The 15362-nt window shown below is 47.2% G+C and carries 15 protein-coding genes; 13 read left to right on the forward strand and 2 right to left on the reverse strand.

Annotation, left to right across the window (positions count from 1 at the left end; all coding sequences use genetic code 11):
• Window positions 1-21: 21 nt before the first annotated feature.
• Window positions 22-492, reverse strand: a complete 471-nt coding sequence (locus G5B00_RS03425; RefSeq protein WP_163871848.1) for a RadC family protein — start codon at window positions 490-492, stop codon at window positions 22-24.
• Between the two features lie 293 nt (window positions 493-785).
• Here G5B00_RS03425 and G5B00_RS03430 point away from each other — a divergent pair, with 293 nt between their 5' ends.
• Window positions 786-1076 carry a hypothetical protein gene (locus tag G5B00_RS03430; RefSeq protein WP_163871849.1) on the forward strand — a complete coding sequence of 97 codons (291 nt, stop codon included), beginning with the start codon at window positions 786-788 and terminating at the stop codon, window positions 1074-1076.
• Window positions 1077-1098: 22 nt separating this feature from the next.
• On the opposite strand, the gene G5B00_RS03435 is transcribed toward G5B00_RS03430, so the two are convergent.
• Entirely contained in the window at window positions 1099-1305 is a 207-nt protein-coding gene (locus G5B00_RS03435; RefSeq protein ID WP_163871850.1) for a PH domain-containing protein, read from the reverse strand.
• Between the two features lie 411 nt (window positions 1306-1716).
• Between G5B00_RS03435 and G5B00_RS03440 the strand changes: the two genes are divergently transcribed.
• The 12 genes from G5B00_RS03440 to G5B00_RS03495 all read left to right on the forward strand — a co-directional run bounded on the left by G5B00_RS03440 (window position 1717) and on the right by G5B00_RS03495 (window position 15228).
• A complete protein-coding gene (locus G5B00_RS03440; RefSeq protein WP_163871851.1) occupies window positions 1717-2283 on the forward strand; it encodes an RNA polymerase sigma-70 factor in 567 nt (188 codons plus the stop codon).
• A 158-nt stretch (window positions 2284-2441) separates the two neighbouring features.
• A complete protein-coding gene (locus tag G5B00_RS03445; RefSeq protein WP_163871852.1) occupies window positions 2442-3479 on the forward strand; it encodes a FecR family protein in 1038 nt (345 codons plus the stop codon).
• A 194-nt stretch (window positions 3480-3673) separates the two neighbouring features.
• A complete protein-coding gene (locus tag G5B00_RS03450; RefSeq protein ID WP_163871853.1) occupies window positions 3674-7144 on the forward strand; it encodes a TonB-dependent receptor in 3471 nt (1156 codons plus the stop codon).
• Window positions 7145-7179: 35 nt separating this feature from the next.
• Entirely contained in the window at window positions 7180-7971 is a 792-nt protein-coding gene (locus G5B00_RS03455; RefSeq protein WP_090971634.1) for a DUF4397 domain-containing protein, read from the forward strand.
• An 8-nt stretch (window positions 7972-7979) separates the two neighbouring features.
• Entirely contained in the window at window positions 7980-9587 is a 1608-nt protein-coding gene (locus tag G5B00_RS03460; protein WP_163871854.1) for a hypothetical protein, read from the forward strand.
• 55 nt (window positions 9588-9642) lie between these two features.
• Window positions 9643-11049 carry a DUF5689 domain-containing protein gene (locus tag G5B00_RS03465; protein WP_163871855.1) on the forward strand — a complete coding sequence of 469 codons (1407 nt, stop codon included), beginning with the start codon at window positions 9643-9645 and terminating at the stop codon, window positions 11047-11049.
• Between the two features lie 12 nt (window positions 11050-11061).
• Window positions 11062-11391 (forward strand): hypothetical protein, encoded by a 330-nt coding sequence (locus G5B00_RS03470; RefSeq protein ID WP_163871856.1) that lies wholly within the window; start codon window positions 11062-11064, stop codon window positions 11389-11391.
• A gap of 29 nt (window positions 11392-11420) precedes the next feature.
• Window positions 11421-11795 (forward strand): hypothetical protein, encoded by a 375-nt coding sequence (locus G5B00_RS03475; protein ID WP_163871857.1) that lies wholly within the window; start codon window positions 11421-11423, stop codon window positions 11793-11795.
• Window positions 11796-11866: 71 nt separating this feature from the next.
• The gene (locus tag G5B00_RS17995) at window positions 11867-12604 is read left to right on the forward strand and encodes a hypothetical protein (protein WP_205966279.1); all 738 of its coding nucleotides are present in this window, start codon (window positions 11867-11869) and stop codon (window positions 12602-12604) included.
• A 102-nt stretch (window positions 12605-12706) separates the two neighbouring features.
• On the forward strand, window positions 12707-13933 hold the full coding sequence (locus G5B00_RS03485) for a hypothetical protein (RefSeq protein WP_163871858.1): 1227 nt from the start codon (window positions 12707-12709) through the stop codon (window positions 13931-13933).
• 31 nt (window positions 13934-13964) lie between these two features.
• Complete coding sequence (locus G5B00_RS03490) at window positions 13965-14492, forward strand: hypothetical protein (protein WP_163871859.1); 528 nt, start codon at window positions 13965-13967, stop codon at window positions 14490-14492.
• A gap of 253 nt (window positions 14493-14745) precedes the next feature.
• Complete coding sequence (locus tag G5B00_RS03495; RefSeq protein WP_163871860.1) at window positions 14746-15228, forward strand: hypothetical protein; 483 nt, start codon at window positions 14746-14748, stop codon at window positions 15226-15228.
• Window positions 15229-15362 lie beyond the last annotated feature (134 nt).

Below are 15362 nucleotides of genomic sequence, written 5' to 3' on the forward strand. Positions count from 1 at the left end.
TGGTGATAAGCAAAAAAAGGGCTATATCAGCCCCTCGTCCCGGAATGAATAATAACCCTCCGGCGTTACGATCAGATGATCCAGTACCTGGATGTCCAGCAGTTTCCCTCCTCCGGCTATCTTTAAGGTCAAACCTTTATCGGCCTCGCTGGGGTTCAGGTTGCCCGAAGGATGATTGTGGGCGAGGATAATTCCCGAAGCGTTGGCTTTCAGTGCGGCCGAAAATACCAGCCTGGGGTCAGCCACTGTAGCTGCTACCCCTCCCGTAGAAAGCTCGTAAATTCCCAGCACCCGGTTTGCCGTATTCAGGAGCAATACCTTGAACTGCTCGACAAACTCGATCCGTTCTTCATCCCAGCCAGCAAGCAATACTTCATAGGCGATACGGGATGAGGTTACCTTTGGCCGTAGGGATGGCTTAACGGCAGTCCGGTAAACGAGGGCGATTTCTGCCACGCTGTACAATTCCTGATTTTTGATAACGCTTTCCATAATTGATAACTTTTAAGTGAACGAAGAATTAATTATGGTGCGTCCTGCGGCAGGTGGCGAGCAAGTCCAAAAAGCAACGCAATAAATGAAGGGCATGTGTGCCGGCCATGTGTTTATGGCGGAATTTTTTGGAACGCCCCCGAAGCCACGCTGCCGAACTTTGTAGCGGAATTAAGGCTTATCAACTGTAAGCATGGCAGCGAACCTATCCCCTACATATTTTGAGGGGGATGCGAAACGGTCTAATGGTTAGCTTTGTAGCGTGAAGAATGGTTTAATTTAAAACGTGTGCTATGCTTACAACGAATGATGTGGCCAGGGTGTACGATACGATATTGAGTATCCCCGGCATGAACGAAACAGTGAAGATTGATCTAAGGATTTCACGTAAGAACGTCCTGCTCTTGAACCAGGTCATTGAACGTGGCCTGTCGGCAAAGGACGATGACAAGGGTGCCGATCTCCTGGGCAGTGTGCCCAAAGAAAACCTGGAGGAGCTGAAGGCACTGGCGGACGACTGCCTGCAAAAAGCAGGGCTGACCGACCTGAGCGATAAGCTGAATGCGCTCGGTGCAGGTAAGTAACCGGAATGGAAGTAACGCAGCCCTACTGCGTTACCCATCCATCCAGTTTGCGGATGTCGGGGATATTGTGGGCGGACAGCCATTCCCGGAAATCATCGGGATCATTGGCCGTAAAATGTACGATGTCCCCATCGTCCAGCAGGATGGTAAAATAATTGGAAGCGGCAATAAACTGGTACAGTTCCTTTGCAGCATACTTAAAGCCAGGATAGCGTTGCGAGGTGTCCATATTTTTTTATCTAAACAGTTTTTGTTCTTCCCAACCTCCGCCAAAAAAGAGGCGCAGGCAACGACTTACCGAACTGAGGTCTTAGGATAACCCGGCAACAATAAGTGCGCCCACGCCATAGCTGGGCGTCTTTCACTTATTATCCCATTGCCTTTGAAAGTTCCTAAGTTTCAGTCCGGGATTTAAAGCAAAAACGCTTTACAATATTTTTATCCGCACAAAAATATCATTAATCACATGAAAATGATAACGGAATTCGCATTTGTCCGTTCATCCATACGCTTTTTTGCACCCACAAAGCCAGATTCGCTTTACGTTTACAAAAAATTAATATTTGGGTAATATTTAAACTGCAACTTTGCACTGGTTAGTTATGTTCCGATGAATTATAAGCAGGCATCAGATATAGAGTTGTGGCAATCTTGTCGGAAGGACGACAAGAAAGCACTTGCTGAGTTGTTCGACCGCTATTTCCCGAAGGTCTATGCCCTCACGTCACGCAACATAAAAGATAGCATGGCCGCCGAAGAACTGGCGATGGATCTGTTCTTCAAATTATGGCAGAAGCGGGAACAAATCACCATCACGGATAACGTACCTGCATACCTGCTCCGCTCGGCCAAAAACATGGTCATTAACCATCTTCAGAAACAAACCATCGTCTGCGTACCTGTGGATGCCCTGCATGAAGAAAGCCTTGTCGCACCGGTACAGGCCGATCAAGGTATCCTGACCACGGAAATCGAACATAATTACCGCAATGCCCTTGATGGGTTAAGCCCGCAGCGCCGGGAAGTTTTCGTTTTGAGCCGGGAGGAAAACCTGACTTATTCCGAAATCGCCGAACGCATGGATTTGTCCGTCAATACCGTAAAAAACTATATTACGGCTGCGCTTACGGATATGCGCAAGAGCATGAGCGATTACACCGCCGTCACGGTATTGCTGATCGGACTTCTGTACGCTGCCTCCCTTTAAGCCACAAAAGGTTTTTTTCATTCATCTTTCTCTTGCTTTTTTGAAATTTTTATTACTCATTTTCAATAGCTTACAGTTATTTTTTGTTTTTTTTAATTTTTCCATAGGTAGGGGTACTTGCTTTTCCCTGTCATATATAGTAGAAGCATAGCACAACTATGGACGAATTTGAAAAAAAACAGTTGCTAAGAAAATATCTGGACGGCGGGTGTTCGGAAGAAGAACTCCGGCAGGTGGTGTTGCTTCGGGCACAACCCGGCATCGAAAAACTGTGGGACGAACTCATCACGGAACGTTCGGGTAGCGACTGGGCTTCGGTAAGCCAGCCCAGCCAGCGCATACTGGATATTACCGCTAAACGGAAAGCGGAGCTACTGGCCAAAATTGACGAAACCGAAGACATCGACCGGAAAAAAAATGATGAACGGCCGTTAAGGAAAATCCGTATTCTACGTTATGCTGCAATTTGGGCAGGCTTTATCATGTTTGCATCAATAACACTCTGGCAGGTAAAACGATCTTCTACCGGCAGTGAGATTGCCGCCACCATCGAAAAAACAAACCCGCAGGGCGTCCCGGTACGGTATGTACTGCCCGATAGTTCAGAAGTGTTTTTAGGGGCAGGCAGTACGCTCCATTACCCGGAATACTTTATTGGTGATGCCCGTGAAATCCAACTGGCAGGGGAAGCATTCTTTCAGGTAGCCCACAATCCGGACAAACCTTTCATCATCCATACCGGACACATCAGGACAAAGGTACTCGGTACATCGTTCAAGGTGGAGGCTTTAGATGGTCAGGAAGTGATGGTGGCCGTTGCCACCGGAAAGGTCGATGTAAGTTCGGTAGCGGACGGACAAACCAAAAGCCTTGCGCTGCTCACGCCCGGACTGAAAGTAACCTGGAACGGACAAAACGGTAAAGCCGTGCAGAGCAAAGCGGACATCGCAAGCCTCGAACAATGGAAAGCCGGGGATATGATATTCGATGAACAGCTATTGGGACGTGTGGCCGGAGAACTGGAAAGACGCTACGGCGTACAGATTGTTTTCAGGGATAAGGATTTGGCAAACAGCCGTGTGGGGGGAACATTCTCTGCGGGGGAACCAGTGACCAGCATCCTGAAAATGCTAAGCGTGGTTGGTGAGTTCAGTTACGAAAACAAAGACGATAAAACATTTACCATTTATAGATAAGTATATGCGGAAAAAACAATAACGACAATATAAAAAGCGACCCCGACGGCAATCGGGATCGCTATTAAAAAACAAAAAGCCGGAAGATTTTGCGGATCAAGGCGGCTTCATGCAGAAATCCTATCCCGGTGATTACCGGAACAGGGTATAATGAATTATTTAAAGAATAAATAACCCATAATTATTACAAACATATGCAAAAAGTAGTACAACTACTTCGTATTAAGCGATTTTTAAAGTTACGAAAGCGATCATTCATCTTTTTGCCATTGGTTTTCAGCCTGTTTGTTTTGCAGGTCAGTGGTCAGGACATACTGGATAAAAAGATAAACCTCAATCAGCAGGATGCATCCATCAAAGATGCGCTGCTCGATGTCCAGAAACAAAGCGGCGTTAAAATCATTTATGGGGAATCAATCAATGGATACCCCGAAGTTAAAATCACCGCCAAGACCGACAATATTACGGTAAGGGAGGCCATAGAACTGATCCTGAAAAAAACCAATCTTCAGTATGAAGTGACGGGAACCCACGTCATGATCATCGAACGGAAAACGCCTAAACCTACTACCAACCCAAACGGCGCGGCCGGTCAGGGGCAACAGGGAAGCGGAACCCTTAAAGGCCGCATCGTGGAGTTTGAGACTTCACAGCCCCTGCCCGGCGCATCTGTAAATATTGTAGGCACATCCATCGGCGGACAGTCGAACGAAAGCGGTTACTACACGCTCACCGGCGTACCGGTTGGAAACCGGACACTGGAAGTATCCTTTATCGGCTACCAGACAGAGCGTATTTCGGTTAATGTAAACGCAGGCCGCGAGACGACCTATGATGTACGTTTGCAGGGTGACGATAACTCGTTGGAAGAGATAGTCGTATCAACGCCACGAAGCACGTTTACCAGTGAGCGGCAGCTTATTGACGAAATTAAGCAGTCCAGAACAATTATTTCTGGAATTTCGAACGAGCACATTTCCCGTTTGGCGGATCGTAACATGGCCGATGTGGCAAAACGCATTACCGGTGTAACGGTTGTGGACGACCGATTTATCGTAGTGCGTGGAATGGCCCAACGTTATAATATTACATATTTGAACAACAATATTGCGCCGTCGACAGAGCCCTACAGCCGCGCTTTTGCTTTTGACTTGCTCCCCACACATATTGTAGATAAGGTTATCGTAAACAAATCACCAGTAGCCAACCTTCAGGGCGACTATTCGGGTGGAGCAGTTCAAGTATTTACTAAACAAACAGCAAATGCCAAAGGGCTTAATATAGGCATTCAGACAACAGCTCGGTCGAATTCTACTTTTGGTAATGGAATGATGTACCGGCAAGGTGGGTTAGATTGGTTAGGCTTTGATGATGGCTCTCGCCGTTTGCCGCAAAACAACTTGGTCAAAAAAAGCGAGGGTGCTCAGTCGATCGAACAGGAGAACATCGGTTCATTTTCGGATAACTGGACTTACGGTCCGCGCAAAGTCACTCCCGATATACAAGCTTTTGTCAATTATTTTGATAATTGGCAACTGGGCAGTTGGCAATTGTTTAACCTTTCTTCATTGGTTTATACGAACGAGAACCGTTTTGTTAAAAGAAATGTACAGGTGGGCAACACCTGGTCCTATCAAATCGGTCCAATGCCCGTAGCGGTAGAACAGAACAATACCCAAGGGGTTGAACAGATAAGCGGGCAGACCGCTAAAATCAGTGCCATGCAAAATTTTGCTTTACGCATTCATGACGGGCTTCGGTTAAACTGGAACAATTTTTTTCTTAATGAAGGACGCGGTTCAACCGTGTTATACTTTGCGAATCCGAATATTCACCCGGAATTGCGAAATTCAGATGTCCGCCGAGACCAAAAAAGAACATCTTTGATTTTTGAGCAGCGATTGCTTTACAATGGCAATTTAGGCGGCAGCTGGGAGTTTGATAAAAACAAGGAGCAAAGGCATCTTATCGAATGGAATATGGGCTACACGTATGCCAAACAGTATTCCCCCGATCTACGCATAGCCAATTACCAGCGTCAGAAAAATGAAGATAATTCAGATAATGCCTGGGAGGTCAACTTTGGAAGCGATGCCTCGCTTTACTTTGGTATGTTGAGCAGACTCTTCATCTCCAATGACGAACAGATTTATAATATTTCAGGAGATTATGCATTTCATGCCGGCAAAAATTTTGTTTTCAAATTGGGTACGTTTCATCGGTATAGTCTGCAGAACGTGGATCGTCGCTTTTTCAAGGTTTTACCTGGGTTTATGACCGGAAATGAAGTGACCATTGGTGGATGGGGTTACGAGGAGTTCGCAAGAAATATGGCAAAAATCAGCCCCCAACTTTTGCGTTTCGGGGAGCAGGATCTGGCCTGGCTGTGGGATAAGCGGTACTTTCCCGAAGACGGAACCGGATTGAAATTATATGATGTCTCCAGTCCGGTGGATCGCTATAAAGCGAGCGAACAGAACAACGCAGCGTACCTGTTGGGCGAATGGAATTATGAAGAAAAGCTGATTGTTAATGCGGGGCTGCGCTTTGAATATAACCTGAAGAAGGTAGGAGGTTCCGGAAACCGGGGAACTCTTTACTTCCCCATTCCTGTCCGTTTGGAAACTCGGAATTGGCTGCCTTCGGGTGCTGTCAACTATTGGTTTACTCCCAATATCGCCGTTAAGGCAAGTTTGGGAAAATCCATTAACCGGCCCGAATATCGGGAGATATCCCCATTTTCTGATTTCAACTTTATTGACAATGAACAAATCAGTGGTAATGTGACTCTTAAAGAAGCTAAAATAACCAATTATGATGTACGGGTTGAATATTATCCGGAGCAACACCCCAATGAGATGATCAGTGCCGGCCTGTTTTTTAAACGCCTTAAGAACCCTATTGAACGGCTACGTTTCGAAAGTACCGGATCCGTTAACGCAGCGGCCTCAATCTTCCCTTCCATTTCGTTCTTTAATCCGGATAAAGCCCGGGTTTACGGTCTTGAAATTGATATCAAAAAATCGCTTGAGTTCATTCCGCTCAGTTTTTCAAGAAATCTGTCGGCTGTGCTCAACGGGGCATGGATACGAAGCAGCGTTTCCAATACCCTGATAGAACGGACAGAAGAACAGCGGAGGCAATATGGAGCGAGTTCTGGGTCGGAACTGGGTACCTTTTCCGGTCGTCCGCTGCAAGGACAGCCTCCATATGTCATTAATGCCGGCCTGTTTTACGAGAATCCCGGGAAGGGTACTAAGGTGGGACTAATCTATAATCGGTCAGGTGATAACATCTACGCTATTGGGAACGGGAACAGGGACACTATACAATATCTAAAAGACCGGTTGCTGAGCGGTGAACAGCTGTCAAATACTGAGCTGGTTAAGCTGAGCAGAAGGCCGGGATTAATGGAATTAGCCCGTCAATCCCTAGATATCACTTGGACTCAACGCATTGTGAAAAGTATGCAACTCCGTGTGACGGCTCAGAACATTACCAATACAGCTGTTCGAATTGTCGAAGACCAAAACTGGAACTACCGATATGAGCCTGAAATCGAGAAAAAAGCGAATAATAACCGATCGTATTACGAAGGAGATAATATTTTCCGCTCATTCAAACCGGGTGTAACATTCAATCTTTCCGTAACCTATTCATTTTAATCAATATGAGATTTCGTTTTATACACGTTAGTCGAATGGAGGTGGATAAAAATTTATCCCCTATATTTTATTTACTGTTTGTATTGGGAGCTATTATCATTGGTGGCTGCTCGAAGGCCGATTTGATACCCAAACCGGAAGCAAAATTAAGTTTTTTCAATGGCTCTTTCCGTCTGATTGAAGAGGTGAAATCAAGCTATAATAAACCGGCCTTCATTCATCTATTGGACGAGTATGGTGAGCGCACAAAAAACAATGAGGCGCGTTTTGATCAGATTGCCTGGGATGTCTTTCCGAGTGGCAGATTGACCATTAAAGATCCTTTATGGCAGACTTTTATGCGCATTGATCCTGGAGATTATAAGGTTCTTTTTCACGACACCGATTCCATTCCTTTGGTTTCCACAGATATCCGGTTGAATGACCAACAAAGATACATGATATACTTGGTGGACAGTCTGCGACATTGGCGGACCTATGTAACCGATGATAACATACTACCTGAGAACGGAATTATACGACTGCGCATGGTGCATTTGTCGCCGGATGCAGGACCGATATGCATACAGATTAATAAAGAAACCGTCTGGTGTACCCAACATTACCTGGATGACAGCGGCTTTCTAACCATTGTCCCGAAGGCGGATTCTCAACGCATGCTGATTGAAGTGCTGGCTGCAGATGATTTAAACAAACGTTATGCCCGATACACCAGTGAATTTTACTCCGGACATAATTACACAGCAGTTTTTATGGGACATTCCAATCAACATCCAGCGCATGATCAGCAAGCTGATGCACAAATATCCATCATCCGAAACAATTAAAGAATATCATGAAGAGAACATTGTGTTTTTTTATCTGGTCGATCTGCTTTTTGACTTCCGCCTGTAAAAAGGTAGATGAGTATATAACCCAGTTGGATGAATCGCCGAGCATTCAGCTTGAACAGATGTCTTTATGGGATTTTCCTAAGTCAGGCGATATAACACGCGTGTATTACCCTTCCAAGGTAACACCGGGTGAATCGGTCACACTTGCCGGTCGAAATATCTCTTCTTCGGGAACCCGGATTTTTCTTGGCGATTACGAATTGTCGTTTTCACTCGTTGGCATCGATACCGTATCCGATTATACAAGTCGTTATGAAATAGCGGTGGAGGTTATCCGGTTTTCCGTCCCCTACGATATTGATGCAGGCCTCAAGGCACTTTCTGTCCGTAAACCGTCAGGAGAGCTTTTTAATTTCCCGGAAATAGATGTTGTTTCCATCGCCCAGGTAGGGGGGACGGACACCTTGCTGAGGGTCTCCTCTGTATTTGATGATATCATACCGGACTTTGAAATGCGATATGCTCAGCAAACCTCCAGCCGATATATAACGGCTTCGTCGGTAACAGGCGATGGGACCATCTATATTCAGACCAAACTTGACGTTTACCGGCTCAAAGAGGGGGTGCTACGAACTGTTATTCGTTCAGGAGAACTAATTTACATAAATGGAAAAGCGTTGCAGATACGTGAAATCCTTGGTTTTCATGCCACTAGGGATGGAGGAGAATTTTACCTGTCTGTTGATGCGGTGGACAGTAATCAGTCGGATTATGACGGATGTTGGCTTTTGTTAAAAGGTTCAACGTCATCATTTCCCTTGAATTTTTCACCTTTAAATATCACCTATTATCGCAATAGAGGATCGGCTCAACTAGCCGCATTGCCCTCATCAAATGCTCTGAACGGAGCAGCAGAACTACAGGCTATAAGGGCAACTTATCTGTCCGAAGACCTGAGCGGGAATCTTTATTTCATCCGTCAGACAGGAACCTCCGCTTATGACGCATACCAACCGGAAATAGCCCGACTTGATTCTTCGGGAGAGATGACCACCATATTGGCGGCCCGTAACGGATTGGAGTATTGTGATGTCTTTTTAGGCTATGCGCCGGATGGAAACAGTTGCTACTTTACCCATGAACGGCAGAACAGCTACCCGTACAGCTCAGGACTCACTTACTATGATTTGGCTTGGGAAATTCCGCTGGCCATGGCACCTTCGCGGACTGAATTTCAGCAGGTCTCTTTTGCCAGCGACCCTTCCCTAGGATTCACTTCGCCGTTTAAGATTTTTAACCGTGTACTCCCATTATACAGCGAAACCTACTACTACGGGAAGTTCATGGTTATGCCCTCCGGTGAATTGTTAATGGTTGATGATCGGAGTTTGCTCGCCGTGAATGCGGATAAACGTTCTATTTATGTCTATGCAGGAAGAGAGCGGTCGATGTCTAGTCAACGGAACGAAACGGGGTCGGCACTGGACGTGAATTTTTATGATGTACAGTTGCTAGGGATCGACGATCAGCATAATCTGTATTTCGCTCGGGAGGGAGGTTATCGTCAGGGTGTTCCGCTCCCATTCAGAGTATTTAAGTTAAGTCGCTAATTGTCAAAAGAAGTAAAAATTGGTTTAAAAAAGAAATTATTAAAATTAAATGGTTATGAAAAAAACAGTCAAATTTTGCTTGGTAGCTTTTTTATCGTTGTCTTTTTTGGTGACATCTTGTAATAAAGATAGTCCGTCTCCTCAGGAGCAGGAAATTCCTGAACGAATCAGCATTGAAAAGTTGAAAACCGACTTTTCGGGAAAGGGGATCATCTCTTCTGATTCCAGATTTTTTGTTACCGGCGTAGTGATAACAGATGCTCAGGAGAAGAACATCGAAAATAACAGGTTTATTGTACAGGACGGGAATACAGGGCAAGGCATTGTGGTGGAGACACGATCCGCACACGGATTCAGTTTCGGCGACTCGGTCAAAATCAGCATTGCCGGAGGCGTTATCGAAGCGGCTAGCGAGGAAATATTCAAGCTTGCATCCGATCAGCGGGCTGAAAAGGTCGGAACGGGTACTATCACGGCCAGGTCGGTTACAGTGGAACAGCTTTTGTCCGGCACCCAACCTTGGCAATCTACTCTAGTTAAACTCGGTCCCGGTTCCTTTTCGGGGGGCGAAGGTTACTATTCCGGAAAACTAACCTATGATGATGGGACTGGCAGTGTTCAGTCGAATATTATGGATGAAGCGGCTTTTCGGGGACGGGTCTATCCGTTGAGCGTTGTACAATTTACCGGGGTGGTCAGGAAAATAGCAGATGAATGGCGTGTCGATATTGTCAGGCAATCACTTGTAGAACAACCAAATGACTTACCGGGCATCACTTACATTTATACCGAGAATTTTCAGGAACTAGAAGCCGGAACATCTATTGCCGGTAACCGACCTTTTGAAGGTCTTTCGTTCATAAGTGGCAATAGTAATAGTTGGCTCATGAATTACGGGAATATGGACTTCCGTGTGACAGGGGGAAATAGCGAACCATCTGATCAGGCTTTTCTAGAGAATAATCGGACGTACTTGTACGGCGGAGTAGTCGGAAGGAGTTTTACCACAGAGTCAGGTGGACCGCTATTTGTAAACATAGAAAAGCTTAAAGGCGCAAAGATGATTGCCATCAATTTGGCGAACAGTTTTAAGGATACTTTCGACGATTTCCCGGAAACGTTGGATCTCTTCGATCCGGAGAAACATGCACTACGAGTAGTAACGATCGGACTTACTGGAAATTGGGGAAAAATTGTCTCCCTGGGAGATACCGTACGGATTAATGATCAGGGAAAATTCCATCGGATCATGACCACTATACCGGATAAAGAAGGACTGATCGAGTGCGGATTTACGGAGTCCGAAGCGGATGCTTTCTTGTCAAATCCCTGGGTAGGTTTTCGGTTAATTACATCGTTGAGGAGTACGTTTACAACGGGAGGTATTAGACAAATGACCACACCGGTAGTGGTAAAAAGTATAGAAATCGGTTATGAGCAGCGTCCGGATTGGGCAAACTAAAAAGGATCATAAATGCAGCCCCTAAGCGAACGGAAACACAAAGCCCTGATATCGGCCTTGCAGCAGTTGCACAGATTGATGGAGGAAGACCTCGGCCTTTCCAAACTCCGCAACTTTGGAAAGGGAACGGATGACATTCGGCAACTGGAAGAACTGTATGACCGTTATCAGCAGCTGATGGCCGAGCTTGGGGACTGCATTGGCGCGTACCATGATCTTTACAAGGACTTAAAGATAAACGTACTCGCACCGCAGGTGCGCCATATCCGGCACCGGATGGATCAGCGTTCGGCGGAGTACCATACCTTGAAGACGCACCTTGTAGCGGTCAGGTCGTATTGATATTGTAGGGGCTACCCTTGCGGTCGCCCATGATAAAAGGAGTTTTCATTATCTCCATCATATATTTCCACCAATCTCCCGATTGCCAGAATAGGCATCGTGGGTTGGTTTTTAAACGCAACAGGTTTATCTATTCGTATATGAACATAACATTACTTTTAACCGGGATAGCTGTGCTGGACGTGCTGATGGTCTGCTATTCGTTCCACCTCGACCGGCAGATCGCAAAGCTAAGGAATACCGGCTTCATAGCAGTGGACAACGATCTTCCCGCAAGGATGGGCCGGTTTGAGCGTTTCGTGCACAGTCCGTTGGGCATAATGGTTCTGGTGCTGGGCTTTGTGGGTGCGCTGATTTTGGTAAAGGAGGCCGACAGACGGCAGGAAAACAGGGATATTGGGTAGGGTACCGTATTTCCGAAAACACATTCCCATATAGCACCGTCCGGCAGCCTGCCGGAAATATCATTCGGAAAATGGCTTGGGGTATGGTAAATGGATCTGCCCATAATAAAACAGCAGACGGCGCACCGGTTGTGAATATACGGTACTGCCCGAAATGCAAGACCGGAACACTGTACGAACGTGTACCACGGGCATGGTGGGTCAAGACGTTTCTGTTTTTCCTACCGCTCAAACGGTACAAGTGCTACAAGTGCGGGCGCAAGCCCTACCTGTGGGAATGGAAGGGCAAACAGCCCAGTGAGGATAAAAGGAGCGCCAAGATCATCCCGTTGCTGCTTTGCTTTCAGCTGGTCATGGGAACGGCAAATGCGCAGCAGGGATACCCAAAGGTAACAGGCTATGCCAGCTTCACGCATCCCATAGTCACATTCGACAGGGATGGTGCAAAGATGAATTTTTCGGACAGCTACACGGTCATATTTCCGGTCGGGCTGAATTTGATGAAAAGCGAACGGTTCGGGTTTAGTTTTGAGCTGTCTCCGGCAATCCGGTCGGACAACAGCGGTGCAAAGGTTAGTTCGGTACTATTCCATCCCGGTGCAGTGTTCCGCTTTGATAAGGGTTTCGGTATGGCCGGACGGCTGGCATTCGACACCAGCGGACGTTTCGGTTTTACGACCGTATTCAACAAGGTGCTTATAAAAAGGGAGACGCACAATTATTGGGTAGCGGTTCCCTTTCCGGTACGGTTCGGCAATAGCCAACCGGCTTCCATCGGAGCAGGGTTGCAGTTTGGCGTGGGCTTCTAAGGCAGCGGGTAAGATAGTTTACTTAGTGGTATGATATAATCATATTGCCTATGATATAAAGCTACTTAACAATTATATTTCTACAGACAAAAGCTGGTGGTTTTGAAGAAAGACAGGACACATAGTACCCATCAATCCTACCCGCTGGAATGGCTCGACCTGATCATCACGGTCACGCTCAACCCGGCAAAGACCAACGTGGAAACCATCTCCCCGGAGCAGGCAGGTGGGCTATGCGCCAGGATGGACAAGGAAGTCTCCCATCTCAAATCCCTGCTGAAGAACAGGGTATTCTCCCTTACCAAACAACGCAAGATAAGGCTGATCATCCGGCATTATCATTCCACGCTCATCGTTCTTTTAGACCATGCCATCGACAACGGCAAACATCCCGTATTCATCCGTGAAGACCTCAAAGCCGTGCATGAGCAGACCGTTTCGGCACTGGACGAACTGCTCTCATTTATCGAAACACGTTTTGCCACATACCTGGGCATGGACGAACGTGTCCCGGTCACCTATCTTGCCGTAGCGAGGGAGGAACTCGGCCAGAAGCTGGCAGCGGTGAGAAAACGGCTGGTACCCTCCATCGGCGAACAGTACCTGCTGGACATCGCCATAAGGTGTTTGGAAGATTTTGTATCGGGGGAAGAAAAAGAAGAAAGCGATCCGGTTACGTTCCGTGATGTACTCTACCATCGGGAGCTGCTCAAAAGCCTGGAACAACTCGAAGAAAGCGACCGTGTTTCCAGCCATTACACCCTGCTGGAAGAAACGCTCATCGGCCTGAACTTCAACCACCGTTCTTTCATCAACGCCTTTACCCAAAAGACCGCAGACCGGGTAAACATGCAGGGCGACCTCAAAGACCGTATCAACCTGCTTGCCCTGTACCAGAAGGAACTGATGCAGCTGGTGCCGGAGCCGGACACGGCCTACCAACCCGGGCAGCCGCTATTGCATACCACGCTGGACAACTGGTTCAGCCAGGAACTGTTCTACCTCGAAAAGAAGCTGCACCTGGACATCGTGCCCATCGGTACGGAAAAGGAAGGTACGGATGAACGGAAAAATACCTACAAGCTGCTCTGCACACTCAGCGAAGACCAGCTGGGCATCCTGCTCAAATCGGCGGACGACCTGAAGATCATCATTTCCCGTTCTTTGAGCAACATCTTTAACCAGCTGGTGCCCTACCTGTCCACGCCCTATAAGGAAGACCTATCGCCGGAAAGCATGCGCAGCCACACCTACAGCATCGAGGAAAGGGACAAGCAGATCGTGATCGAAACCCTGCAAAAGATGATCGATAAGATAAAGGAATATTAGGATAGTAGTATAACCAAAATAAAACAAGGCCATGAAAGCAATCAAATCCATCTGTATAGCCGCCGTGCTGTTGGTAGCGGGATGCGGCAGACCGGAACTCGACAAGGCAACCGCCCTCGACCTGCTGAAAGCGGAAAACAGCTATCCCCGCATGGTGGACTATGACATCTATCGTGCCGACCCTGCCCATGCAAAACGGGTGCTGGATGCCGGGCTGGAAGAAAAAGGGATGCTGACCGTGCAGCGTACCCAAAAGATGGGCGACATGGGCAAGCCGCTCATCCATTTTACCGATGCGGCAAAACCCTACCTGCTGCCCACGCCCGAAAAGGATCAGCAACTGGATGTACAGAAAGTGAAGCTGGCGGAAGAAGTGCTTGAAGGTATTGCTTCGGTAACCACTGCCGATGACGGCAAAACGGCGACCGTTGAATATACTACCCGCTATACCAACTTTACCCCTTTCAACGTGCTGCGTACGGCACCCAAAGACGAAAAGACCCATACCGTCCGCTTCTCCCTGACCGATGAGGGCTGGAAGATCGAACGTAAACGATAGACGAAAAACCGGGAAATATCCACTTAAAAGCAGGGCTGATGAATTTTAGCCTTGCTTTTTCTTTTCACGGTCTGTCCGCTTCCCTTTATCGCATACAGAAAATGCAGGGGTACAGGAAAGTACAAAAAGGTACGACTTTATCTCGCACTTGTAACCGCTTCTTTTCCATCGTTCCTTTGGTATGAGTAATGTAAACAACCCGACTATCAGAGCCGGATTGGAGATTAGTGTAGAACGATAAAATGAGAAGCGTATGTTTACAGACATTTCATGGACAGACTACCTTACAGCGGTCTTCCTGCTGCTGGCTATTTATTATGTGTATGTAGGGGTACGGTATTATTCCGGCGACCTCAAAGACCTGCTTTCCGGTAAACGGAAGCTCAACTTCAGGGCAAGCCCGGCAGACAGCCCCGGCGGCCCATCCCCGCTATTCATGGACAACAAAGACCGCCCGGCTGCTACCGCATTCGGGGAAACCACGGACGATGACTATACCGAAGTGGAACACCTCATCGGCCGGCTGAAAGAAGTCATTGCCGATGCAAGCCAAAGGCAGCTTATCCTGCAGGAGTTCAGGCATTACCTGCGCCTTACCCTCAAAGAATATCCCGCCGTAAAAATATCGGCACTCCGTGCATCGGTCAATAAACTGATCGTGTCGGAATGCGAAAAGTATGGGGCTGTTACAGTGAGTGCGGAGGAAGTGGATGTGCTGTGGAATGATGGATTGTAACAGTCCCGGCGGAGCGTGTTTCCCCGTCCGTCCCTGTGCGTAAGGGCAAGTGGAGAAGGATCAAGGGAACAGCGATGGCGAAGCCGCTCCGTTCTTATTCCCCTCAACAGGATTTCAAGTTTCAACAAAGTAAA

Origin of the sequence: Parapedobacter sp. SGR-10 (assembly GCF_011030405.1) — a bacterium.
Classification (GTDB): domain Bacteria; phylum Bacteroidota; class Bacteroidia; order Sphingobacteriales; family Sphingobacteriaceae; genus Sphingobacterium.